The sequence below is a fragment of the Dongia rigui genome, from assembly GCF_034044635.1.
GTDB classification, from domain to species: domain Bacteria; phylum Pseudomonadota; class Alphaproteobacteria; order Dongiales; family Dongiaceae; genus Dongia; species Dongia rigui.
Map to the genome: position 1 here is coordinate 253,683 of NZ_JAXCLX010000004.1, position 21,890 is coordinate 275,572.

The 21,890-nt window shown below is 61.9% G+C and carries 21 protein-coding genes and 1 tRNA gene; 7 read left to right on the forward strand and 15 right to left on the reverse strand.

Annotated elements, in window-relative coordinates:
• Window positions 1–24: 24 nt before the first annotated feature.
• The 6 genes from ntrX to ccsA form a co-directional block, all read right to left on the reverse strand.
• Window positions 25–1,431, reverse strand: coding sequence for a nitrogen assimilation response regulator NtrX (gene ntrX / locus SMD31_RS20045; RefSeq protein ID WP_320502712.1), 1,407 nt, complete (start codon window positions 1,429–1,431; stop codon window positions 25–27).
• A 30-nt stretch (window positions 1,432–1,461) separates the two neighbouring features.
• Window positions 1,462–3,762: a sensor histidine kinase NtrY-like gene (locus SMD31_RS20050; RefSeq protein WP_320502713.1), complete on the reverse strand. Its 2,301-nt coding sequence runs from the start codon at window positions 3,760–3,762 to the stop codon at window positions 1,462–1,464.
• Between the two features lie 3 nt (window positions 3,763–3,765).
• Entirely contained in the window at window positions 3,766–5,211 is a 1,446-nt protein-coding gene (ntrC, locus tag SMD31_RS20055; protein ID WP_320502714.1) for a nitrogen regulation protein NR(I), read from the reverse strand.
• A gap of 4 nt (window positions 5,212–5,215) precedes the next feature.
• Window positions 5,216–6,361, reverse strand: coding sequence for a two-component system sensor histidine kinase NtrB (locus SMD31_RS20060; protein WP_320502715.1), 1,146 nt, complete (start codon window positions 6,359–6,361; stop codon window positions 5,216–5,218).
• Window positions 6,358–7,347 carry a tRNA dihydrouridine synthase DusB gene (dusB, locus tag SMD31_RS20065; protein ID WP_320502716.1) on the reverse strand — a complete coding sequence of 330 codons (990 nt, stop codon included), beginning with the start codon at window positions 7,345–7,347 and terminating at the stop codon, window positions 6,358–6,360. The genes SMD31_RS20060 and dusB overlap by 4 nt, the downstream gene beginning before the upstream one ends.
• A 93-nt stretch (window positions 7,348–7,440) precedes the next feature.
• Entirely contained in the window at window positions 7,441–8,238 is a 798-nt protein-coding gene (ccsA, locus tag SMD31_RS20070) for a cytochrome c biogenesis protein CcsA (protein WP_320502717.1), read from the reverse strand.
• Between the two features lie 64 nt (window positions 8,239–8,302).
• Between ccsA and SMD31_RS20075 the strand changes: the two genes are divergently transcribed.
• From SMD31_RS20075 to SMD31_RS20085, 3 genes are read left to right on the forward strand one after another with little or no spacing between them, the layout of a single operon-like run.
• A complete protein-coding gene (locus SMD31_RS20075; RefSeq protein WP_320502718.1) occupies window positions 8,303–9,499 on the forward strand; it encodes a bifunctional 2-C-methyl-D-erythritol 4-phosphate cytidylyltransferase/2-C-methyl-D-erythritol 2,4-cyclodiphosphate synthase in 1,197 nt (398 codons plus the stop codon).
• Between the two features lie 10 nt (window positions 9,500–9,509).
• Window positions 9,510–9,983, forward strand: coding sequence for a CinA family protein (locus SMD31_RS20080; RefSeq protein WP_320502719.1), 474 nt, complete (start codon window positions 9,510–9,512; stop codon window positions 9,981–9,983).
• Window positions 9,980–10,780 (forward strand): hypothetical protein, encoded by an 801-nt coding sequence (locus tag SMD31_RS20085; protein ID WP_320502720.1) that lies wholly within the window; start codon window positions 9,980–9,982, stop codon window positions 10,778–10,780. Before SMD31_RS20080 ends, SMD31_RS20085 begins: the two co-directional genes overlap by 4 nt.
• Here the strand turns inward: SMD31_RS20085 and SMD31_RS20090 are convergent.
• Window positions 10,777–11,160 carry a RidA family protein gene (locus SMD31_RS20090; RefSeq protein ID WP_320502721.1) on the reverse strand — a complete coding sequence of 128 codons (384 nt, stop codon included), beginning with the start codon at window positions 11,158–11,160 and terminating at the stop codon, window positions 10,777–10,779. The genes SMD31_RS20085 and SMD31_RS20090 overlap by 4 nt on opposite strands.
• 165 nt (window positions 11,161–11,325) lie before the next feature.
• Between SMD31_RS20090 and gfa the strand changes: the two genes are divergently transcribed.
• Window positions 11,326–11,895, forward strand: coding sequence for an S-(hydroxymethyl)glutathione synthase (gene gfa, locus SMD31_RS20095; protein WP_320502722.1), 570 nt, complete (start codon window positions 11,326–11,328; stop codon window positions 11,893–11,895).
• A gap of 8 nt (window positions 11,896–11,903) precedes the next feature.
• Here gfa and SMD31_RS20100 read toward each other — a convergent pair whose 3' ends face one another.
• The 7 genes from SMD31_RS20100 to SMD31_RS20130 form a co-directional block, all read right to left on the reverse strand.
• Complete coding sequence (locus SMD31_RS20100; protein ID WP_320502723.1) at window positions 11,904–12,707, reverse strand: MBL fold metallo-hydrolase; 804 nt, start codon at window positions 12,705–12,707, stop codon at window positions 11,904–11,906.
• A complete protein-coding gene (locus SMD31_RS20105) occupies window positions 12,704–13,489 on the reverse strand; it encodes a TatD family hydrolase (protein WP_320502724.1) in 786 nt (261 codons plus the stop codon). The genes SMD31_RS20100 and SMD31_RS20105 overlap by 4 nt, the downstream gene beginning before the upstream one ends.
• Complete coding sequence (gene metG, locus SMD31_RS20110; protein WP_320502725.1) at window positions 13,486–15,039, reverse strand: methionine--tRNA ligase; 1,554 nt, start codon at window positions 15,037–15,039, stop codon at window positions 13,486–13,488. Before metG ends, SMD31_RS20105 begins: the two co-directional genes overlap by 4 nt.
• A gap of 111 nt (window positions 15,040–15,150) precedes the next feature.
• Window positions 15,151–16,287, reverse strand: a complete 1,137-nt coding sequence (locus SMD31_RS20115) for a DNA polymerase III subunit delta' (RefSeq protein ID WP_320502726.1) — start codon at window positions 16,285–16,287, stop codon at window positions 15,151–15,153.
• Between the two features lie 4 nt (window positions 16,288–16,291).
• Complete coding sequence (tmk, locus tag SMD31_RS20120; protein ID WP_320502727.1) at window positions 16,292–16,921, reverse strand: dTMP kinase; 630 nt, start codon at window positions 16,919–16,921, stop codon at window positions 16,292–16,294.
• A gap of 7 nt (window positions 16,922–16,928) precedes the next feature.
• Window positions 16,929–18,071: a D-alanyl-D-alanine carboxypeptidase family protein gene (locus SMD31_RS20125; RefSeq protein ID WP_320502728.1), complete on the reverse strand. Its 1,143-nt coding sequence runs from the start codon at window positions 18,069–18,071 to the stop codon at window positions 16,929–16,931.
• Window positions 18,072–18,175: 104 nt separating this feature from the next.
• Window positions 18,176–19,129 (reverse strand): septal ring lytic transglycosylase RlpA family protein, encoded by a 954-nt coding sequence (locus SMD31_RS20130; protein ID WP_320502729.1) that lies wholly within the window; start codon window positions 19,127–19,129, stop codon window positions 18,176–18,178.
• A 267-nt stretch (window positions 19,130–19,396) separates the two neighbouring features.
• Between SMD31_RS20130 and SMD31_RS20135 the strand changes: the two genes are divergently transcribed.
• The 3 genes from SMD31_RS20135 (at window position 19,397) to SMD31_RS20145 (ending at window position 20,764) form a co-directional block, all read left to right on the forward strand.
• Window positions 19,397–19,486, forward strand: a tRNA-Ser gene (locus tag SMD31_RS20135).
• Between the two features lie 21 nt (window positions 19,487–19,507).
• Window positions 19,508–19,972: a hypothetical protein gene (locus tag SMD31_RS20140; protein WP_320502730.1), complete on the forward strand. Its 465-nt coding sequence runs from the start codon at window positions 19,508–19,510 to the stop codon at window positions 19,970–19,972.
• A 285-nt stretch (window positions 19,973–20,257) separates the two neighbouring features.
• Window positions 20,258–20,764, forward strand: a complete 507-nt coding sequence (locus SMD31_RS20145) for a PAS domain-containing protein (RefSeq protein ID WP_320502731.1) — start codon at window positions 20,258–20,260, stop codon at window positions 20,762–20,764.
• A gap of 115 nt (window positions 20,765–20,879) precedes the next feature.
• On the opposite strand, the gene SMD31_RS20150 is transcribed toward SMD31_RS20145, so the two are convergent.
• Window positions 20,880–21,764 (reverse strand): protein-methionine-sulfoxide reductase heme-binding subunit MsrQ, encoded by an 885-nt coding sequence (locus tag SMD31_RS20150; protein ID WP_320502732.1) that lies wholly within the window; start codon window positions 21,762–21,764, stop codon window positions 20,880–20,882.
• Window positions 21,765–21,890 lie beyond the last annotated feature (126 nt).

Consider the following 21,890-nt stretch of genomic DNA (forward strand, 5'->3'; position numbering starts at 1 on the left):
GCGTTTCCTCATGTTTTCTTGGTCTTAGGCGCCCTCTGGCTTCAAGCCTTCGGCGCGTTCGTTGGTGTTGATGCCCAGCGAGCGCAACTTGCGATGCAGGGCCGAGCGTTCCATGCCGACGAAATTGGCTGTGCGTGAGATGTTACCGCCGAAGCGTGCCACCTGACTTTCGAGATAGCGGCGCTCGAAGATCTCCCGCGCTTCTCTGAGCGGCAGAGACATCACCTCGGTTCCGTCGGCGAGCGAGGTTGGCGCGATGGAAACGGAACCGATATCCGGCGGCAGCATGTCGGCGCGGATCGCCTCATCCGGGGCGCCGCCGGTCATGATCAGGATCCAATCGATGACGTTGCGAAGCTGGCGAACATTGCCCGGCCATTCATAAGCCTGCAGCACAGCGACGGCATCCTCGGCCAGGCGTCTGGCTGGCAGGCCGGTCTGTTCCGACGCACGGGCCATGAAATATTCCAGCAGGTCGACAATGTCGTCGCGCCGCTCTTTGAGCGGCGGTAGGCGCATGGGGACCACGTTCAGGCGATAGAAAAGATCCTGCCGGAAGCGGCCGGCAGTCATTTCCGCCTGCAGATCGCGCGCCGTTGAGGCAATGACACGGACGTCGACCTCGACACGGGTCTTGCCACCGACGCGCTCAAAGGTCTGCTCCTGCAGGACACGCAGAATCTTGCCCTGGGTCTCGAGTGGCATATCGGCCACTTCATCGAGCAGCAACGTGCCACCATGGGCCTGCTCGAGGAAACCGATCTTGGCAGCACCTTCCCCATCCCGTTCCTGCCCGAAAAGTTCGCTCTCCAACCGGTCCGGGTGCATGGTGGCGCAGTTGAGGACGACGAACGGGCCCGTCGCGCGTTTCGAGCGCTTGTGCAGCAGTCGCGCTGCCACTTCCTTGCCACTGCCCGGCGGACCGGAAAAAAGCACCCGGCTGCCGGTGGGCGCCACGCGTTCGATGGCAAGACGCAGTTGCAGTATTGCCTGGGAGGAGCCGATCAGTTCCCCTTCCGCGCCTGCCCGGTGTTTCAGTTCCTCGATCTCGCGGCGCAGCCGCGCCGCCTCCAATGCGCGTTCGATGGTCAGCAGCAGGCGGTCGGATTTGAACGGCTTCTCGATGAAATCATAGGCGCCGTTCTTGATGGCGGTGACGGCGGTTTCGATATTGCCGTGGCCGCTGATCATGATGACCGGGATGTCCGGAAATTCCACTTTAACGACTTCCAGCAGGCCCATGCCGTCCAGCGCGGAATTGTTGAGCCAGATATCGAGAATGATCAGGTTCGGACGGCGCGCGCGCAACTGGACAAGGGCTGCGTCGCTGTCGCCCGCTTCACGGGTCTGAAAACCTTCATCGCCAAGAATGCCGCTGATCAGCAGGCGGATGTCCGCCTCGTCATCGACGATGAGAATGTCGCGCGCCATACGTCACTGCCCCATTCTGTCTTCTGGTGATTACCTGCTGGCGATCTGCAGGCCGGGTGCCGCGTCGGCACTGTCCGAAGCCCGCATCTGCGGTGCATCGAGCGGGAAGCTCAACGTCACCACCGCCCCACCACCGGGACGATCCGCCAATGACAAACGACCACCATGGTCCTCCATGATCTTCTTGACGATGGCAAGCCCCAGCCCGGTGCCCTTGCTGCGCGTCGTCACATAGGGCTCCGTCAGGCGTTCACGGCCTTCCTTCGGCAGGCCCTTGCCGTTGTCGGCGACACTGAAAAGGAGCGCCTCGCCCTCGCGCCTTATCCATAAATGGATATGCCCCGGCGTCAAGGCTTCATCCCGGGCAGTCATACGCTCTTCCTCCATGCGACCGTCGATCGCATCCGCCGCGTTCTGCAACAGATTGGTCAAGGCGCGGTTAAACTGGCTTGAGTCGCATTGAATGGTGACGGGGACGTTGGGAAGATCGAGCGAATATTCGATGCCGGGATGTGCGCTCTGCTGCAGGAAGACCAGCTCCTTGGCGAGCGCCACCGGGCTTTCCAGGTTGAGCACCGGCGCCGGCATGCGCGCGAAGGCGGAGAATTCATCGACCATGCGGCCGATGTCGCCGACCTGACGGATGATGGTGTCGGTACAGACGGTAAAGGTGTCGGGATCGTCCGAAATCTGCTTCAGGTATTTGCGCTTCAACCGCTCGGCGGACAACTGGATCGGCGTCAGCGGGTTCTTGATCTCATGGGCGATGCGGCGGGCGATGTCAGACCATGCGGCCTTGCGCTGCGCCGACAACAGTTCCGTGACGTCGTCGAACGTAACGACCAGGCGCATATGGTCGTCCTCGCCACGTTCGGAGACGACCCGCACATGGAAAGTGCTGGTTGCACCATTGAGGTTAAGCGAGATTTGGCCATCAGCCGTGCCGGAACTGCGGTGCTGAGCCTGGCTCAGCAGATCCGTCATCTCGGGTATCAAATCTGCGATCGGATGTCCGATCCCCTGTTCCAGGTCCTGGCCCAGAAGGGTTGATGCGGAGCGATTGGCGAAATCGACAATGCCGTTTTCCGTCACACCAATGACGCCGGCGGAAACACCCGACAGAATGAGCCCTGTCAGGCGGCTGCGGTCGTTGAGGTCTCGGTTTGCGGCAATCAATGCAGCCTGCTGGCTTTGCAATTGCGAAGCCATGACGTTGAACGTGCGGCTGAGTGCCGCCAGCTCGTCGTTGCGCGATCCCACTTTGACACGGGCGGACATGTTGCCATCGCCGATCTTCTGCGCCGCCGAGGCAAGGCGAGTGACCGGCTTCACCAGCTTGCTGGCTGAAATGATCGCGTACCAGACGGCACCCAGCAACAACAACAGCGCAAGGACCGCGTAAATCACGCCGGACGTGATCTGCAGGGACGATCGGTCCCGCTCCAGTTTGCGATAGAGCCTGGCGGCGTCCTCCGTGCCACGGACAGCGCTGAGCACACGGTCGTCGATCAACCGCCCGGTATAGAGGTAGAGGCCGACGACCGGGTCTAGCGCCACCAAGGCGCGAACGCGGTCGCGGGTCGGCGAGACGATGATGGCGGTTTCGCCGCGATCCGCCTGATCGTAAGACTCTTCAGGAATATCCAGGTCGAATTCCATCAGGACGCTGAAACTGGAGCGCGCCACGATCTGCATGCGCCGGTCGATGATAATGCCTTCCGACAGATTTCGCAGATTGAGCTGACGGTCAAAGGTGGCCTGAAACTGGTCGGGGTCATTGATGTCCATCAGGCCGTTGGCGCGCAACTCGGCCGCAATCGCCACGGTGTCTGCGCCAATCCGCTGCTGGGATTCGGCGAGGTAGGAATTGGCGACATTGAGCGAGGACTCGACCGCATTCTTGATACGGGCCGAGAACCAGTCGTTGAGACCGAAATTGAGGAAGGCGACGGAGAAAACCGATACCACGATGGTCGGCAGGATTGCGATCAGCCCGAACATCACCACCATGCGGGCGTGAAGCTGTGCGCCTGCCAGGCCACGGCGCCGACCCATCCACAGGAGAACGGCGCGCCGTGCAATGATAATCGCCAGGGCCAAAGCAACGACCAGATCGCCGGCCAGCAGCCACGTGATCGTTCTGGCCGGTTCGTCAGTATCCCAGACATCGGTGAGGGCGAGGTAGGTGAGCAAGCCAAGGCCCGCTCCCGTCACCATCAAAGCGATGGCGAAAAGCCGTTCGAAGCCGATATCGATCGCCCAGCGCTTAAGCGCACGGCTGCGCGAGACCCGACGCGGTCTTTCTACCATGTCGGGATGGGACTCGGTCACGGATCAGCGGCTCCCGCGTGTCGGCTGCAGTTCAAGTTCCTTCAGCTTCTTGCGCAGCGTATTGCGGTTGAGGCCGAGGAGATCGGCGGCCCGTATCTGGTTGCCACGTGTTGCTTCCATGGAAATAGCCAGCAGCGGCCGCTCGATCTCGTGCAGGATTCGATCATAAAGGCCGCGTGCGGGCAAGGCTCCCTCATGGGCGTCAAAATAGGCCCGCAGGTGCCGCTCCACCGATTGACCAAGCGTTTCGTCCGTGGCCCGGCTACCGACATTGGCCGCCTGCTCCTGGGCCTTCAACTGCTCTGTCACGATTCGGCCGTCGATTGCCGGTTCGCTATAGAGAACCGCGATGCGGCGCATCAAGTTCTCGAGTTCACGCACGTTGCCGGGCCAGCGATGCCGCTTGAGCAATGTCTGGGCGTCCGGGTCGAGCGTCTTCAGCGGCAGGCCTTCGCTTGCGATGAGTTCGAGAAAGTGCCGGGCCAGATCCGGAATGTCCTCGGCACGGTCCCGCAAGGGCGGCAGTGTAATCGGCACGACGTTGAGCCGGTAATAGAGATCCTCGCGGAAACGGCCCTGCTGGATCAATTGCCGCAGATCGCGATGGGTCGCCGCGACGATCCGGACATCGGCCCGGATCGGCGTCCGCCCGCCGACCGGCGTGAATTCGCCGGACTGCAGCACGCGCAGCAGGCGCGTCTGCGCCTCCAGCGGCATGTCGCCGATTTCATCCAGGAAAAGCGTGCCGCCGGTTGCAGCCTCGAACTTGCCGATACCGCGCTGGATGGCGCCGGTGAAGGCGCCCTTTTCATGACCGAACAGTTCGCTTTCGATCAGTTCGCGCGGGATCGCCGCCATGTTGACGGCGACAAAGGGGCGTTCGCGGCGCCGGCCGAAATCATGCAAGGCGCGCGCCACCAATTCCTTGCCGGTGCCGGACTCGCCATGGATCAGCGCCGTCATGTCAGTGCCGACCAGGCGCGCCACCACCCGGTAGATCTCTTGCATGGCGGCCGAGCGGCCGATGATCGGCAGCTTGTCTTCCTTGACCGACGTCGCCGGTACATTGGTAACGCTGTCATTGCGGGGACGCGTCAAGGCGCGGTCGACCGCTGCCGTCAGCGCCCCGAGATCGAAAGGCTTTGGCAGGTATTCAAAAGCGCCCCGCTCCGTCGCCTTGATGGCAGTCAGGATCGTGTTCTGGGCGCTCATGACGATAATCGGAATATCGGGCCGCTCTGCCTTGATGCGCGGGACGAGGTCGAGGCCGTCGCCGTCCGGCATCATGACGTCGGTGATGATGACGTCGCCCTCGCCGCCTTTCACCCATTGCCACAGAGTGGCAGCATTGGCGGCGGTCTTGACCAGATGCCCCCGCTCGGCGAGCGCCTGGCTCAACACCATTCGGATGGCACGGTCATCATCGGCGACGAGTACAGTCTTGCTCATTGGGTCATGCGTCTCCACGGCCATCGGCAATCGGTAGAATCACGGAAAAAGTGGTGCGGCCCGGCTGGCTGTCGCAATCGATCAGCCCGCCATGGTCGGTAACAATCTTGGCGACGAGTGCGAGGCCCAGCCCTTTGCCGCCGGCCTTGCCGCTCACAAACGGCTCGAAAAGCTGCGCCTTGAGGGCATCGGGCACGCCGCTGCCATTATCCTGCACGGTAATGACAAGGCCGAGACGCCGGCGCGAGGCGGTCCCGGGCTCACTTACTGAGAGACCGGGCCGATAGCGCGTGTTCAGCACGATGACGCCGCCGGTTTCCGGCACCGCTTCGGCTGCGTTCTTGAAGAGGTTGAGAAAGACCTGGATCAGTTGATCGCGATTGCCAAGCACCGGGGGCAGCGACGGGTCGTACTCCTCGCGGAAAGCGACGCTCCGTCCGAAACCCGCCTGCGCTAGGCGCCGCACATGTTCCAGGACCTCGTGGATATTCACCGGCTGCATCGGCGCAGGACGGGAATCCGTGAAGACCTCGAGCCCGTTCACCATGCCGACAATGCGGTCGGTCTCCTCGCAGATCAGTTGCGTCAGTTGGCGGTCGCTGGGCGAGATCTTCGATTCCAGCAACTGCGCGGCGCCACGGATGCCAGAGAGCGGGTTCTTCACCTCATGCGCCAACATTGCAGCAATCGCCTTGGCCGAGCGCGCGGCATCGCGGCTGACCGCCTGTTGAGCAAGGCGCCATTCCAGGCCACGATCCTGCAGCAATAGGGCGACATGCCCGACTGGCTGACTAAGCATCGCGACATCGACCGCCGCATGCTCGATGGTCAGGCGCGGGCCAGACAACGACATGTCGGCCTCGCCAACCGCGCTGGCACCAGCGCGGGCTGCCTCAATGAGGGTGAAGATCGGCGAATCTCCGGCAATATGATCGTTGAGCGGTTTCGAGATCAACTGCGCGCGGCTGAGACCCAACAGGGCTTCGGCGGCCGCGTTGACGCTGCTGACGCGGTTGCCAGCGTCGAGCGCGATAATGGCGAGCGGCAGGGCCTCAAGCAGGGTCAGGGCATCCGGCATCAGCGGCAGATTGCGCGTCCCCGGTGCCAAGGCCAGCTTGGGAATTGCGGAAGCTGGCACGGCGCTGTTCATGCGGCTGCCTGCTGGTCGAGTTGCGGTTCGTAGAATTCTCGGATCGCGGCGATTGCCGCTTCCGGCGTCTCCAGCGTGTTGATGCGCACGCGGAACTCGGCCGAACCGGTCAGGCCCTTCGAATACCACGCCACATGCTTGCGCGCGATCTTGAGGCCCGTATCACGGCCGTAATGCTCGATCATGGCTTCATAGTGGCTCAGCAGCAGCTGATACTGACGCGACAGCGGCGGGTCCTGCAGGCGTTCACCATCACGCAAGAAGCGGATCACCTGGTTTGGAAACCAGGGCCGTCCATAGGCGCCGCGGCCGATCATGACGCCATCGGCGCCGCTGAGGTCACGCGCCTCCCTGGCCTTCTCGATTGTGGTGATGTCGCCATTGACGATGACTGGAATTGAAACGGCTTCCTTGACCTTGCGCACAAAGGCCCAATCGGCCTCGCCGGTATAGAGCTGGGCCCGCGTGCGTCCATGGACAGTGATCATCTTGATGCCGCTGGCCTCGGCGATGCGCGCCAGGCTCGGGGCGTTGAGGTTGGTGGAATCCCAACCCATGCGCATCTTCAGCGTCACCGGCAGCTTCACGGCCTGCACGGTTGCTTCGAGGATCTTGCCGGCATGAACCTCGTCACGCATCAAGGCAGAGCCGGCATGACCGTTAACAACCTTCTTCACGGGGCAGCCGAAATTGATGTCGATCAGGGCAGCGCCCCGGTCTTCGTTGAGTTTGGCCGCTTCGCCCATCACCTTCGGATCGCAGCCAGCAAGCTGCACCGACATCGGTGCTTCCTCGGCGCAGTTGGTGATCATTTTCATGGTCTGGCGGGCTTGCCGGATCATCGCTTCGCTGGCGATCATCTCAGAAACAACCAAGCCAGCGCCTTCCTGCTTCACCAGACGACGAAACGGCATGTCCGTGACGCCGGACATCGGGGCAAGGATGACCGGGTCGTCGATTTTAATCGGACCAATGTTTATGCTCATTTTTAAGGCAGCCGCGTCCTATGCCTATTTCTTAGGCGATTTCTAAAGGGTTCTCTCGCAATTGCAACAAAAAAGGGGGTGCGGTCTGAAATATCAGCCGAGCAGCACATCCTTGACGAATTTCACGCCCGGATAGCCCAGCGTGAGGAGCAAATATCCCGCCAGGAACCAGCGGGCAGCCCGCCGTCCCCGAATGCCCGTCATGTGGTGCGTGATCAACAAGCCCAGCAACACCAGGAAGGCCAGAATCGAGAGCAACACCTTATGGCTGATCTGCGGCCAGGATCCACTCTCCATAAACGTATTGGCAAAGCCACTGGCGAGTGCAGCCGCCATGAATATCGCCGCCCAGACCAGCAGCTTGATCTGCAGTCCTTCGGCCTCGAGGAGCGGTGGCAACGCCCGTTCCGACCAGCCTGATTGCCGCCGTTTCAGCGCGCGTTCCTGGATCAGAACGGCAAGTCCCGCAATGGCGCCCAGGGTCAGGACGCCATAGCTTGCCACAGCCAGCACCACATGGGCGCGGAACCAGGCGGCCGAGGCGACGCTCGGGCTCGGCTCGCTGAATGAAGCAAAAAGCAGCGCCAACAAGGCGAACAGGATGAGATAGGGCAACAGCAGCGCCGCCAGGCGAACTGCCTCGGCGTTGACGGCGCTGAGGGCTGCAAAGGCGATCAGCGACACGGCGCAACTGGCCCAGAGATTGGCGGAGAGACCGGCCTCCCAGCCATGGGCCATCGATTGCACGAAGACACCGCCACAGCCGGCGATGGCGGCGGCCAGGAATAGCCAGAACTGGAAATTGCGCTGCAGCTTGGCGGTGACGGCGAGGACAGCTAGCGGCAAAAGGGTCAGCAGGCCGGCGATTTGTAAATTAAGGGGGCTCGACATGGCGCGCATTATGGTGAGGCGTCGCCCCCTTGGCAAACCAGATCGGATGGCCTAGAGAGCCATCATGTCACAGGCTCAGAATTCCCAAAAACCCAAGGTCATTGCCCTGGTTGTCGCCGCCGGCAGCGGCAGCCGCATGGGCAAGGATATGCCCAAGCAATACCTGCCGCTGGGCGGCAAGACCGTGCTGCGCCACTGCCTGGAAACCTTTCGCCGGCATCCACGCATCAGCGGCGTCCGGGTGGTCATCAATGATTCCTTGCGGGATCTTTACGAGAGTGCCGTTGCCGGTCTCGATCTGCTGCCGCCGGTGGCCGGTGGCCAGCGGCGCCAGGATTCGGTGCGCGCGGGGCTTGAGAGCCTTGCCGCCGAGGCACCTGATCTGGTGCTGATCCACGATGCCGCGCGGCCGTTCATCGACGCCGCGACAATCGACCGAACCATCGACACGCTGGCCGCGCATGACGGTGCCCTGGTCGCGGTGCCGGTCGTCGACACACTGAAACGTGGCGCACAGGATGGTACCGACATGTTCAGCGGCGCCACCGTTGACCGCAATGGTCTTTGGCGGGCACAGACGCCGCAGGGTTTCCGCTACCAACCGCTATTGGCAGCGCACCGCCAGGCGGCGTCGGGGCCCGAGATGACCGATGATGCCGCGGTTGCCGAAGCGGCCGGCATGAAGGTTGCGCTGGTGCTGGGACATGAGAACAACTTCAAGATCACGGCTCCGGCCGACCTCGAACGCGCGGAGCGCCTGATGAGCGAGCAGATGGAATACAGAACCGGCAATGGCTTCGACGTGCACCGCCTCATCCCCGGCGATGGCGTCATCATGTGCGGTGTCACGATCCCCTATCACCAAAAGCTCGAAGGCCATTCCGATGCAGATGTCGGCATGCATGCCCTGACCGATGCGATCCTTGGCGCTGTCGGAGCTGGCGATATCGGCCAGCACTTCCCGCCCTCGGACCCGCAATGGCGTGGCGCCGCATCGTGGAAATTCCTGGCCCATGCCGCCAAGCTCGTGGCCGATAAGGGTGGCCGCATCGCCCATTGCGACATCACCCTCATTTGCGAAAAGCCGAAGGTGGGGCCGCATCGTGCGGCGATGCAAGCCAAGCTGGCCGAGATTCTGGGTATCGCGCTGGACCGCGTCAGCGTGAAGGCGACGACAACCGAGCAATTGGGCTTCACCGGCCGTGGCGAGGGCATCGCCGCCCAGGCGACAGCGACCGTCGCCCTGCCCGTCACCGCCTGAGGACTTCGCCATGGATGTCGCCGGCCTCCTCGATCTCTATCGCCAGAACGGCTTGAAGATCGCGACGGCCGAAAGCTGCACGGGCGGACTGGTGGCTGCAAGCCTTACCGCGGTCGCCGGTTCGTCGGATGTGTTCGAGCGCGGCTGGGTGACCTATTCCAACGAGGCCAAGAGCGAGAGCCTTGGCGTGCCGATGGAGCTTATCGCCGACAAAGGGGCCGTCAGCGCCGAGGTGGCGGACGCCATGGCGAGGGGCGCGCTGCGTCGCGCCGGGGCTGATGTCGCGGTTTCGATCACTGGCATTGCCGGTCCGGGTGGCGGCTCGGCGGCAAAGCCGGTGGGCCTGGTCTTTATCGGCCTTGCCCGCAAGGACGGCTGGTCACAAGTCGAACGTTGCGTGTTCCCGGGCAATCGGGATGCCGTGCGCGCTCATTCAGTCAGCCGCGCATTGGCGCATCTGGCGACGGCGCTGACGGCCACGTGACGCGCCTTCTCGGGATCGATTTTTCCGGTGCACGGGACGCCGGGCGCAAGATCTGGATCGCCGAAGGCCGCCGCTCCGACGGCCCAATGGCGCTTGTCGATTGCCGGCCCGCCACGGATCTTGCCGGCGGAAGTGCCCTGCCCGAGCCGGCGATCGCCGCCCTCGCCCACCACATCGTTGCCGTGCCGGATACGATTGCCGGTTGCGATTTTCCGTTCAGCATGCCGATCGATCTGCTGGGCGCCAAGGATTGGCGCGCGTTCGCCTTGGGGTTCCGGCAGCGCTTTGTCGACCCGCTGAGCTTCCACGATCTGTGCCACCAGGCCACCGGCGGTGTCGAGACCAAGCGTCGCACCGACCGCGAGGACAAGACGCCATTCAATTCATTCAATCTGCGCCTCTATCGGCAGACATGGTGGGGCATCGGGCATCTGCTGGCGCCACTTGTTGCAAGCGGGCGGGTGGGCGTCTGGCCGCAGATGCCGCGCGTAACGGGCAAGCCGACCCTGGTGGAAGTTTGCGCTGCCTGCAGCCTGATCAGGCTCGACTGTTATCCGTCCTACAAGGGCCGCACCAAGAAGCACCGCGATGCGCGGAAACGGATATTGGATTTGCTGATCGCGCGCGGTTTTCTGGTGCCGCCCAAACGAGCGATGCGGAACATGCTGCTGGACAATCAAGGCGGTGACGCTCTCGATGCCGTCATCGGCGCCATTGCCGTGAACCGCTCGCCATTGGACGCCAAGCGCGACCGCATTGACCGGATGGAAGGCCGCGTTTTCTACGATCTCGGTTAAAGCACCGCGACACAGTCGATCTCGATGCGGGCGCCGAGGGCAAGGCCAGCAACGGCGATGCCGGAGCGTGCTGGCTGGTGGCTGCCGAAGAACGCGCCATAGATCTTGTTGAAGGCGAAGAAGTCACTCATATCGGCGAAATAGACCGTGCATTTGACGACGCGATCGAGGCTGGCACCGGCTGCCTGGAGTGCGTCCTTCATATAACTCAGTGCCTGTCGCGCTTCCGCTTCCAACCCGCCTGGGACAAGTTGCAACTCACCCGGCAGATGGCCGATGACACCAGAGACGTAAACTGTCTCGCCGGCGCGCAGGGCGGAGCAGAACGGCAACACACTGGGCAATGAGTCCAGGCGGAAAGTTTCCAGTTTGGTGGCCATCGACGTCTCCCGGGGATTGGCAATGCTGGCGTGATCCTTTCGCAAGCGCGGCAGGAAACGCAAACGAAATAATCTGTCCTAACCTTCCCCTCGACCCTCCGCGCAAAACGGGCTTAGGATCACGCGTCGCTCTGGAAGGCATAAGATTTCTGGGAGGAAACAAGAATGGCTGTTTCAATTCATCCGGCCGTCGATAAGGGCTTCAAGCCCGCAAAGCCTGGATTCGCCGGCGGCACGTTGCATTGCAAATGTGCCAAAGACCAAGTTGAAGTGAAAGTTGGCGGGCAAACGGCGCACAATCACGTTTGCGGTTGCACCAAATGCTGGAAGCCGGCCGGCGCGCTCTTCAGCCAGATCGCCGTGGTGCCGCGCGATAAGCTGAGCGTCACCAAACATGCCGAAAAGCTGAAGATCGTTGATACCAACGCGCCGCTGCATCGCTATGCCTGCACCGGATGTGGCACGCATATGTATGCCCGCATCGAGAACAAGAACCATCCACTCTATGGTCTCGATTTCGTCCACACCGAACTGTCCAACGAGGATGGTTGGTCGCCGCCGGAATTTGCGGCCTTCGTCTCGTCGATCATCGAAAGCGGTGCCGATCCTGCCAATATGGGTGCCGTGCGCGCGCGACTGCGCGAACTGAAACTCGAACCCTATGACTGCCTGTCGCCGCCGATCATGGATTTGATCGCCACGCACACGGCCAAGCAAAAAGGCGTGCTGAAGTAGAGTCGTCCTTAAGTCCCGCCGACGTAATCCGGCACCTCGACGACGAGTCCATCGAAGGCGGGCTCGACGCCGGCGGGGCATTTTGCCTTGAGCACGTCGTAATCGACCATGTGATTCATGTGCGTGAGGATCGTATGCTTGGGCTTTAGAAGCTCCACCCAAGCCATCGCCTTGTCGAAATGGGCATGAGTCATGTGCGGCTCGAAACGCAAGCAATCGACAATGAAAAGATCCAGGCCCTCGAGTTGGTCCAGGCTCTTATCGGGAAGCTCGACGCAATCAGTGGAATAGGCAACGTTGCCGATCCGGTATCCGGTCGATTTGGTCCCGAAGCCGTGATCCTGCTCATACGGCGTGACGTCAATGCCGTGCACTTGAAACGTCTGGTCATGCACCAGATAGGATTGCAGGAACGGCTTGTAGAGATGGCCCGAACCCGTACTGTTCTGTGCAAAGGCATACTCGAAGCGATGCCGCAATGTCGCCAATGTCTCGGTTGAGCCATAGACCGGCACGCGATTGTCGATCGATTTGTCCTTGCTGCGCACGAAGCGCAAATCATCAATGCCCTGCGTGTGATCGGCATGATCATGCGTGTAGAGGACGGCATCGAGATGATGGATGCCGGCCTCAAGTGCCTGGTCCCGAAAATCCGGGCTGCTGTCGCAGATGATGTTGGTGTGCTTCTGTTGGATCAGGATTGAAACCCGCCGGCGACGGTTCTTCGGGTTTTGCGGATTGCACTCACCCCAGCCGGGGCCGATGAGCGGCACGCCGCCGGAGCCACCGCAACCCAGTATCGTGACCTTCATGCCGCCGCCTTGGTGAACAGGCGATCGAAATTGGCCGTCGTCTTGGCGGCCAGATCGGCCAAAGGCATGCCCAGGAAGTCGGCGACGAAACCGGCGGTATGCGTCACAAAGGCGGGTTCGTTCCGTTTCCCGCGCATCGGAATCGGCGCCAGATAGGGCGAGTCCGTTTCGACCAGGAGTCGGTCATGCGGAATGGTCTTGGCGACATCGCGGAGTGCTGCGGCACTCTTGAACGTCACGATGCCCGACAGCGAAATATAGAAGCCCATCTCAAGGGCCGCGTCGGCCAGGTATTGTGTCGAGGTGAAGCAGTGGATCACCCCGGTGAGGCCACCCTTCTTGGCACCATCTTGCAGCAAGCGAACGGTATCCTCATCGGCATCGCGGCTATGGACCACGATCGGCAGGCCGGTCACCCGGGAGGCCTCGATATGGGTCGCAAATACCTCCTGCTGCCGCTGCCTTGGGCTCTTATCGTAGAAATAGTCGAGGCCAGCCTCGCCAATGCCGACGACCTTCGGGTGTTTGGCCAGTTCGGCCAGACGTGCCACGTCGACGTCGGGCTCGTTCTCCGCTTCATGTGGATGAATGCCGACCGTGCAGCGGATATTGTCTGACGCCTCGGCAATCTTCAGCACTTGCTCGAATTTCGTGACGCGCGTGCAAATGGTTAGCATTCGCGCGACGCCGCTCTCCTTGGCGCGCGCAAGGACGGCATCGAAATCGCTGCCAAAATCCTCGAAATCGAGATGGCAGTGGCTGTCGACCAGGTTGAGCGTCACGACTTCGCCTCTTCCGCCTCGACAAAGCGCGGGAAGATCGCCGTCGGCGCCGGCAAGGTCGTGCCGCCTTTGATGCGGACCTTGCCGCCGAGCTGCGTGAAATCACGCTCGCTGGCGGGAATGCCCAAGATATCAAGCAACTTTGCCGTCGATTCCGGCATCACCGGTTGGCTGAGGATTGCCACCTGGCGCAACACCTCGGCTGTCACCCAGAGGACCGTGCCGAAGCGTTCGGGATTGCTCTTGCGCAGGGCCCAGGGCTCGTTGCCGGCGAAATAGCGGTTGGCATCCGCCACGACGGCCCAGGTCGCCGTGAGGATCTGGTGGAGCGCATAGTCACCCATGCTCTCCCGCGCCTTGCCAATGAGAGCATCGACTTGCGCCAGCATCGCCTTGTCGTCGTCATTGAGCGCGCCCGGCTCCGGCAACTTGCCCTCGAGATTCTTGGCAATCATCGACAGCGAACGCTGCGCCAGATTGCCAAGATCATTGGCGAGATCTGCATTCATGCGCTGCACGATGGCTTCCGGGCTGTAGCTGCCGTCCTGGCCGAAGGGCACTTCGCGCAGGAAGAAATAGCGCATGGCGTCGATGCCATAAACCTTGGCAAGGTTGAATGGGTCGATCACGTTGCCGACCGACTTCGACATCTTCTCGCCCTTGTTGAACAGGAAGCCGTGGCAGAACACGCGTTTGGGCAGCGGCAGGCCTGCTGACATCAGGAAGGCCGGCCAATAGACCGTGTGAAAGCGCACGATGTCCTTGCCGATGATGTGCACGTCGGCCGGCCAGAACTTCGTGCGCGGGCCGGTCGTTTCGGGCCAGCCGGTCGCAGTCACATAATTGGTCAGTGCGTCGACCCAGACATACATGATGTGCTTCGGGTTGCCCGGTACGGGAATGCCCCAGTCGAACGTCGTGCGGCTGATGGATAGATCCTTCAGGCCGCCTTTGACGAAGCTCATGACCTCATTTCGCCGGGCATCTGGGCCGATGAAGTTCGGCACGCGCTCGTAAAGGTCGATCAGCTTCTGCTGATAATTGGAGAGGCGAAAGAAATAGCTTTCCTCCTCCACCCACTCGACCGGCGTGCCAGTCGGTGCAAAGCGCTTGCCATCGGCATTCAGCGTCAATTCGCTTTCGTCGTAATAGGCCTCGTCGCGCACCGAATACCAGCCAGCGTACTTGTCGAGGTAGATATCGCCGGCGGCCTCCATCTTCTGCCAAAGCGCGGCGCAAGTCTTGTAGTGCCGGTCTTCCGACGTGCGGATGTAATCGTCATTCGACGAATTGAGCGCCGGCCCCATCTCGCGAAAACGCGCCGTGTTCCGATCGGCCAGTTCCTTGGCCGTGATGCTCTCGCGCTCGGCCGTCTGCTGCATTTTCTGGCCGTGCTCGTCTGAACCGGTCAGGAAAAAGACGTCGCGGCCATCCAGGCGCATGAAGCGGGCGATCGCATCGGTGGCGATCAACTCGTAGCCATGCCCGATATGCGGCGCACCGTTGGGATACGCGATGGCGGTGGTGATGTAGAACGTCTCTTTCGACATGTTGCTCAGTTTCCGACAAACAGAATGCTTATATCCGGCCACCGCGCCTGCCAGCAGGTCGGAGGATCCGCAAACCACCCTCAATACATGGCAAGAAAACGCGTGCCCGGCTTAACGGCCCGGAGATGCCAGAACAAGCCAAGCCGTGGCCCAGGCCTGCTTCCGGTCCAGGTTGGCGCTGGTGACCCTGGCAAACAACCGGGTCACCTTTTCCCATGATTGCAGCCAGTGATCAAGGCTGGCAGCCCCCATCAGCCGCCGCATGAGGCTGTTTTCGCCCGGAAAAACCTCAGTCATTTGAGGATCTTGCACGGCTGACCAGCGGATGAAGCGGGTCAGCCACCAATCCAGCAGCGAGACGGCGATCTCGAACTGGCCCTCACCACCCTTCCCCGCCAGCTTGTCGCCCAGCCGGTGGAGGATGTTGGGGTCGTAATTGGGCCAGCTCGAGAGCAGCTGGGCCAGAGATTGGAAAAGATCGAGGCCGGCGCTATCGCTGCCGAAATCCAGGGCGCGCCCGATCGAACCATCGGCGAGAGCCGTGCACAGGGACAGCTCGGCGCCGCCGAGATCGATGCCATGGCGCCGGAGCTCCGCTGCAACCGCTGCCGTCGGCAGTGGTTCAAGGGCGAGCTTTCTGCAGCGGGAGCGGATCGTGGGCAGAAGTCGGCCCGGCGCGTGAGAAATGAGAAGAATGACCGTGCGTGGCCGTGGCTCTTCGAGGATCTTCAGCAACGCGTTGGCGGCATTGCGGTTGAGTTCGTCCGCGCTGTCGACGACGAGGACCCGCCAGTGGGATTCACCGGGCGTCATATGCAGAAACTCGATGGCGCCACGCACTTCGTCGATCGTGATCTCCGCTCGCAGCTTGCCGGTCTTTTCATTGACCGTCCGGCGCAGGACACGCAGATCGGAATGCGACAATTCCCGGACGCGGCGGAAAATTGGATGATCAGCGGGGATGTCGAGACTGGTCAATTCCGGCGCCGCGGCCGCCGCGGGCCCTTCCTCACCGAAGAGGCCCATCCCAGCTGGCTCGGCGCTTGGCGCGATCAGGCCATGGCTCAGCAGAAAACGGGTCATGCGAAAGGCAAGCGTCGCCTTGCCGATGCCACGCGGGCCGGTGATGAGCCACGCATGGGGCATGCGGCCGGATTGGTAGGCGCGCAGGAAGGATTCCTGTGCCGCTTCGTGGCCGACCAGGTGGGCCGTCGCCTCGGGGGCTGGGAAGGCGCTTTCGTCGCTCATGGCTTTAGAGGCTGACGCCGAAGCGCTCCCGGATCAAGCCCGCGATTTCCGCGGCGATGACGGCCCGCTCGCGGCTGGCATCGACAATGCGGCAGCGATCTGGCTCGGCGGTCGCCAATTGCCGAAAGCCGTCTGCCAAGCGACGGTGAAAGTCGAGCCCCATGCGCTCATAACGCTGCTGGGTTTCGGCGCGTGCCAGGCCCTTTTCGACCGGCAGGTCCATCATGATGGTAAGGCCCGGCTCGGTCGGACCGACGATGTGCCGCCGCAGGGTCCAGAGCCATTCAAGATCCAGGCCCTGGCCATATCCTTGATAGGCAAGCGTACTGTCGGCAAAACGGTCGCACAGAACCCATTTCCCGGCAGCGAGGGCCGGCCGGATCACCTGCGCCAGATGCTCGGCACGGGCGGCAAAGTGCAGCAGGGCCTCGGTTTCCGACTGCCAGCGTCCGGCGGCACCTTCGACCAACAATTTGCGGATCTGCTCGGCACCCTCGGTGCCGCCAGGCTCGCGCGTCATCTCGACGGACTGGCCTGCGGCGCGCAGCGCCTCGGCGAGCAGGCGGATCTGGGTCGATTTGCCGGCGCCCTCGCCGCCTTCAAATGTGACGAAGCGCAGTGTGCCCGCCGGCATCAGATGCTCAGTTCGAGCCGAAGACGAAGTGCTGCAGCGCGGCGGCAATGCGGCCGCCGAAGCCGAGATCGGCCACGTCTTTCGCCGCCACCAGCTTGGCCTTAGCCTGCGGCATGCCGGGGATGTCGATCACCAACTCGCCAATTTCCTGGCCTTTGGCGATCGGTGCCATGACCGGCCCCTGGAAGACCGCCTTGGCGACCACCTTGTCGCGTTCGGCGCGCGGCAGCGTGACCAGCAGGTCGGATTCGACCGTCAGCGGGACAGTCTTTTCCGCGCCCATCCAAACCTCGGCCTCGCCCAGGACCGTGCCGGGCGTGGCGATGGTGAAATTGCCATATTCGCGGAAGGCCCAATCGAGCAGACCGCCCGCTTCGTCGGCGCGTTCCTGCATGCCGTTGAGGCCATGCACCACCATGATGAGGCGTCGACCATCGCGGATCGCCGATGCGGTCAGGCCAAAGCCCGCCTCCTCGGTATGACCCGTCTTTAGCCCATCGACCCCTGAGCCCTTGCGATAGAGCAGCGGGTTGCGATTGCCCTGCTTGATCCCATGCCAGGTGAACTCATGCTCCGAGAAGTACTTGTAGTAGTCGGGGAAATCATCGATCAGGCGGCGCGCGAGCGTCGCCAGATCCTTGGCGGTCATCAGATGATTGGGATCCGGAAGGCCCGACGCATTTACGAAATTGCTGTCGGTGAGGCCGATTTCCTTGGCTTTCTTGTTCATGCGGTCGGCAAAGGCTTCTTCCGAGCCGGCCAGCCCTTCGGCGACGACGACGCAGGCATCATTGCCGGACTGGATGATGATGCCGCGAATGAGGTCTTCGACGGCGATCGACGAGTTGATCTCGACGAACATCTTGGAGCCTTGGGTCGACCAGGCTTTCTCGCTGACGTGGAAGGTGTCCGTGAGCTTGACGTCGCCGCGCTTCAATGCGTCGAAGAGCATGTAGATGGTCATGAGCTTGCTCATCGACGCCGGGTGCAGGCGTTCTGTCGCCAGTTTGTCAAACAGGACGGCCCCGGTCGTATAGTCGACGATATAGGCATGCTGCGCGTTGGTGATGAGCGGTTCGGCTCCTGCGCGCGGGGCGAGGCCCAACGCAAGACCCGCAGCAACGATACCCGCCAGCAATGACTTCAGCATAGTTCCGACCTCGGCAAACCCACATAGACTCGCGCCACAACGGCGCTTTAGCGCGGCAAATTGATCCTCGACCCCAGCAACGTCAAGCAACATCCGGTCCCGCTTCAATTAACGGCAATCCTGGCATCCGGATGTCCGGTATCGATCAGCTTCTGCAGCAGGGCGTCCGCTTCTTCGACCGATCCGATCGGGCCGAGTTGGACGCGATAGAAGCGCTGCTGGTTCAACAAGAACTGCGTGATACGCGTCTGATGGCCGAGGCTTGTCAGCTTCATCTGCAATTGCTGCGCGTTCTGCTGCCGAAGGAAGGCGCCCGCCTGGATGAAGATATTGCTGGGCTTCACCGGCACCACCGACACCTGGCCGGTGGGTTTGGGGACCTGAACATTGCCGATGGCAGATGCCTTGGGTGCCTGCGTCGCCTGAACCGGCGCAGGTGTCGCACTGCCGCCAGCCGGAGGCAAGGCCTGCGCCGTCACCGTACCGGCGGGTGCCGCCTGCGGTGCTGGGCTGAAGCTATCGCCGCCAGCTTGAGACGAGGCCTTGGCAGCCAGCATCATGCTCTCGTCCTTCATCACCTGGACGCGAACCTTGGCCGTGCCATTCTGCTCGAAGCCGAGCAACTGGGCACCGCGACGGGACATGTCGATGATTCGGTTGTTGACGAAGGGACCGCGGTCGTTGACGCGAACGACGATCGAGCGGCCATTCTCCAAATTCGTCACGCGCACCAGCGAGGGCATCGGCAGCGTCTTGTGGGCGGCGGTGAGGTCATTTTCGTCATAGGTCTCGCCATTGGCCGTGGCCTTCGAGTGAAAACCCGGTCCATACCAGGAGGCGATGCCTGTTTCGTCGTAGTTGTAATCCGGCTGCGGATAGTACCAAACGCCGCCCACCTGATAGGGCTTGCCGACCTTGTAGGGGCCTGTGACTTCAGGTGCCTGGCGGGTGACGACCTTGGTCGTTTCGACGGCCAGATTGGTCTCGGCACAGGCAGCGACCAGACCCAACAGCGCCATCGCCGCCAGAACACGATGAAAACCTCTTAACCCCCGCATGTGGACCGCCTGGACCCCAGAATCATCAAGATGTAGTGGAAATATGGGGACTTAACCTATCCGCCAAAGCACGAATAGGCAAGGTCACAAGTCCCAAATAGATGACCGTTTCGGCGGTCGGGAGGCAAAAGAGTATAGCCGTAATGATGGCATATGTTTGCCAACTCTACGTCTGTTGGAATATGCCGGCGGGCACTTACACGCGCTCTTATCGCTCCTCACCACCCTTGATTTGCGCTCTCCGGCCCTTTAAGCAGCAGCCCCTATGGAAGGGTGGCCGAGTGGTTTAAGGCAGCGGTCTTGAAAACCGCCGTGGGTGCAAGCCCACCGTGGGTTCGAATCCCACCTCTTCCGCCACGCCGGTTGGGGAGAGAGAAGATGCCGAACATTGCCCGCCATCTCCCGGCTCTCACCTTTCTTGCGGCGCTCGCATGCTGGTCCGGTGCCGCCTGGGCGGATCCCGCCGTATCCGATCAGGCGATGGCAGAAAAGCTGCTGGGGACACATGCCATCACATTGCAATGGCTGGGCACGGGCACGCTGAAGGACGCCGGCAAGGCCGAGGTGAAGGCGCTGGCGGGCGAATGGCATCTGACCGGTCGGCAGGATGCTGCCGAAGGCTCGGTCGAGGTCGATGGCATCGTCACCTTCGTCGACGCCACCAGCTTTGGTTTCAAGGGCAAGATCGTCACCCAGGTCACCCACATCAATGGCGGCAAGGCCTGCAGCCGCGATGGTGAATTTGTCTTCTTCAAGAAGGGCAAGCGCAAGTACTGGCGCATGCAATCGATCGACAATCCGTGCGATGTGGCGGCCGATTACGTCGACATCTATCTGCGCTGATCGCTTCGCTGGGCCAATGGTCAGGTCAACCTAGGCCCGACCTGGTCGCCATGGCAATCCCGACTGGGATCGAGTTCCTTACCCCTGGCGACATTTGCCCGCCCCATCGAAGATGATTGGCGCGACGCTCATTCCAACCCTAATCTCGTTTTTGGGATCATCAGCGAAGGCGCATCGAGGATGGCTTGGGAGCCGCGGAAGCCGAACAGGGCTGGCCTGCTGGAAGATGCATTGTCGGGCTATCGAACGCCCGCCTGCCGGACGCTTGCCACCGGATACCTGAGGATGCTTCAGGCAGCCAGCGGCCGCATTCCGCACAAGAACGACCTCGACCTTGCGAACTTTGCCGCGATCATGCCGCATCTGGCTTTGGTCGCCATCACAAAGCCCGATCGGTGCCTCTATCGCGTCGCAGGGGAACGCCTGAAAGAGCGGGTCGGCCTCAACCTCGCCGGACGGAACTACTATGATTTCGTCGAGCCCGAACGTCGGCAGATCGCTGCTGCCGCCATGCATATGGTGATCGACACGCCCTGCGCCTTTCGGGCGGAAATTCGCCAGACCTACTCAGGCGACATCGCCCTGATGATCGAGGCCAGCGGCTTTCCGCTGCTGTCCTCCGAAAGGGGTGTCGATGGCTTCATCCTGTTCGCCGACCAAGGCATTGACCAGCACGACGAATTGGCGACACCGAACCCGATTCTGCAAAGCGCCAGCCTGCGGCGACGCGACCTCATCGATCTTGGTTCCGGGATCGACGACACCTTTGAAGACCTGATCGAAGCGAGCTGACCACACGTCGATCTTTGGGCTGAGCGTCGCGTCGGCGAAAGCTGTCAGTGCTCGTTCCGCCGTTGCCCACGCCAAAGGCTATCACAGCAAGACTCCAACAAAAGCCAGAAATGGATCACGCCGCAGCGGCGGCGCGACCACCGGCCTGTCTGTGCCGACTCCAATATCGATCGGCAGCCCATTTCAGCGGAATGAATGCCGCCGCCACCAGCATGACCCACCACGCCGGACGGACATGCCTGAAATCGAAGGTTGCCGCCAGAATGCGCTGCCCGCCAATGCCAGTCGCCAGTTCATACCACAGAGCCTCGCCCGCCAGCGTCAGCCCGGCTGTTCCGACGGCCAGCAATCCCAATTGCACCACCGATAAGCCGCGATCGCCGTTCCAATGATAGGCCGCTCGATACAGCATCAACCATATGAAGAAGCCGCTCATCAAGATCGGCTCGCCGACATTGATCTTCGACTGCAAGAAGAAGTGCGCCAGGCCCAGCACGGTGAGCGGGTAGACGAGATAATGAAGGCGCTGCCACTTCCTGCCGCCAAGGCGCCGCACCGCGCTGTCGGTCGAGGTGATCGCAAGGACCAGCAGTCCGACCAGGGCGACAAAGCCGATGGAGAGATAGAAGCGCAGCACGATTTCGCTCGCCACAAAACCCAGCCTGAAATTCTGTTGGACGACGTAAAGCGCGAGATGGATCGCGGCGTAGAAGAACGCGCTGACGCCCAGCATGCGGCGCAGGGTGATCGCCCGCGGCCACGCCCCGATCCGGCGCAAAGGTGTAACGGCAAGTGTTATGAGCAAAAGACGTACAGCCCATAGGCCGATCTGATGGAGTGCTGCCGTCACCGGCATGGCGCTGGTGCCCAAGGCGCCGGCTGCTGCCGGGGTGCCATTGGCCCAGATCACGGCAGCCCACAATCCCGGCAGCGTGACGCCGACGAAGACACTCAGCTTCAGCCAGGAAAGTTGGCCGGAACGATCGAGCCATGGATACAAGACGGGGACTCCTTCTACCTGATGATGATCCATTCGGATGCGGCTGTCCCGCTGTTACATGGGTTTGATTTTTGTCGGTAGAACAGTGGGTTGACAAAGATCGAGGAGGCGGCGCACAAGTTTTAT

Bases quoted from the DNA above. Each gene is read 5' to 3' on its own strand.
- SMD31_RS20060 (WP_320502715.1), bottom strand. From the start codon at position 6,361: ATGAACAGCGCCGTGCCAGCTTCCGCAATTCCCAAGCTGGCCTTGGCA.
- SMD31_RS20130 (WP_320502729.1), bottom strand. From the start codon at position 19,129: ATGCGGGGGTTAAGAGGTTTTCATCGTGTTCTGGCGGCGATGGCGCTG.
- SMD31_RS20100 (WP_320502723.1), bottom strand. From the start codon at position 12,707: ATGAAGGTCACGATACTGGGTTGCGGTGGCTCCGGCGGCGTGCCGCTC.
- ccsA (WP_320502717.1), bottom strand. From the start codon at position 8,238: ATGTCGAGCCCCCTTAATTTACAAATCGCCGGCCTGCTGACCCTTTTG.
- gfa (WP_320502722.1), top strand. From the start codon at position 11,326: ATGGCTGTTTCAATTCATCCGGCCGTCGATAAGGGCTTCAAGCCCGCA.
- SMD31_RS20080 (WP_320502719.1), top strand. From the start codon at position 9,510: ATGGATGTCGCCGGCCTCCTCGATCTCTATCGCCAGAACGGCTTGAAG.
- SMD31_RS20140 (WP_320502730.1), top strand. From the start codon at position 19,508: ATGCCGAACATTGCCCGCCATCTCCCGGCTCTCACCTTTCTTGCGGCG.
- SMD31_RS20115 (WP_320502726.1), bottom strand. From the start codon at position 16,287: ATGAGCGACGAAAGCGCCTTCCCAGCCCCCGAGGCGACGGCCCACCTG.
- ntrX (WP_320502712.1), bottom strand. From the start codon at position 1,431: ATGGCGCGCGACATTCTCATCGTCGATGACGAGGCGGACATCCGCCTG.
- dusB (WP_320502716.1), bottom strand. From the start codon at position 7,347: ATGAGCATAAACATTGGTCCGATTAAAATCGACGACCCGGTCATCCTT.
- ntrC (WP_320502714.1), bottom strand. From the start codon at position 5,211: ATGAGCAAGACTGTACTCGTCGCCGATGATGACCGTGCCATCCGAATG.
- SMD31_RS20145 (WP_320502731.1), top strand. From the start codon at position 20,258: ATGCTTCAGGCAGCCAGCGGCCGCATTCCGCACAAGAACGACCTCGAC.
- metG (WP_320502725.1), bottom strand. From the start codon at position 15,039: ATGTCGAAAGAGACGTTCTACATCACCACCGCCATCGCGTATCCCAAC.
- SMD31_RS20125 (WP_320502728.1), bottom strand. From the start codon at position 18,071: ATGCTGAAGTCATTGCTGGCGGGTATCGTTGCTGCGGGTCTTGCGTTG.
- SMD31_RS20075 (WP_320502718.1), top strand. From the start codon at position 8,303: ATGTCACAGGCTCAGAATTCCCAAAAACCCAAGGTCATTGCCCTGGTT.
- SMD31_RS20090 (WP_320502721.1), bottom strand. From the start codon at position 11,160: ATGGCCACCAAACTGGAAACTTTCCGCCTGGACTCATTGCCCAGTGTG.
- tmk (WP_320502727.1), bottom strand. From the start codon at position 16,921: ATGCCGGCGGGCACACTGCGCTTCGTCACATTTGAAGGCGGCGAGGGC.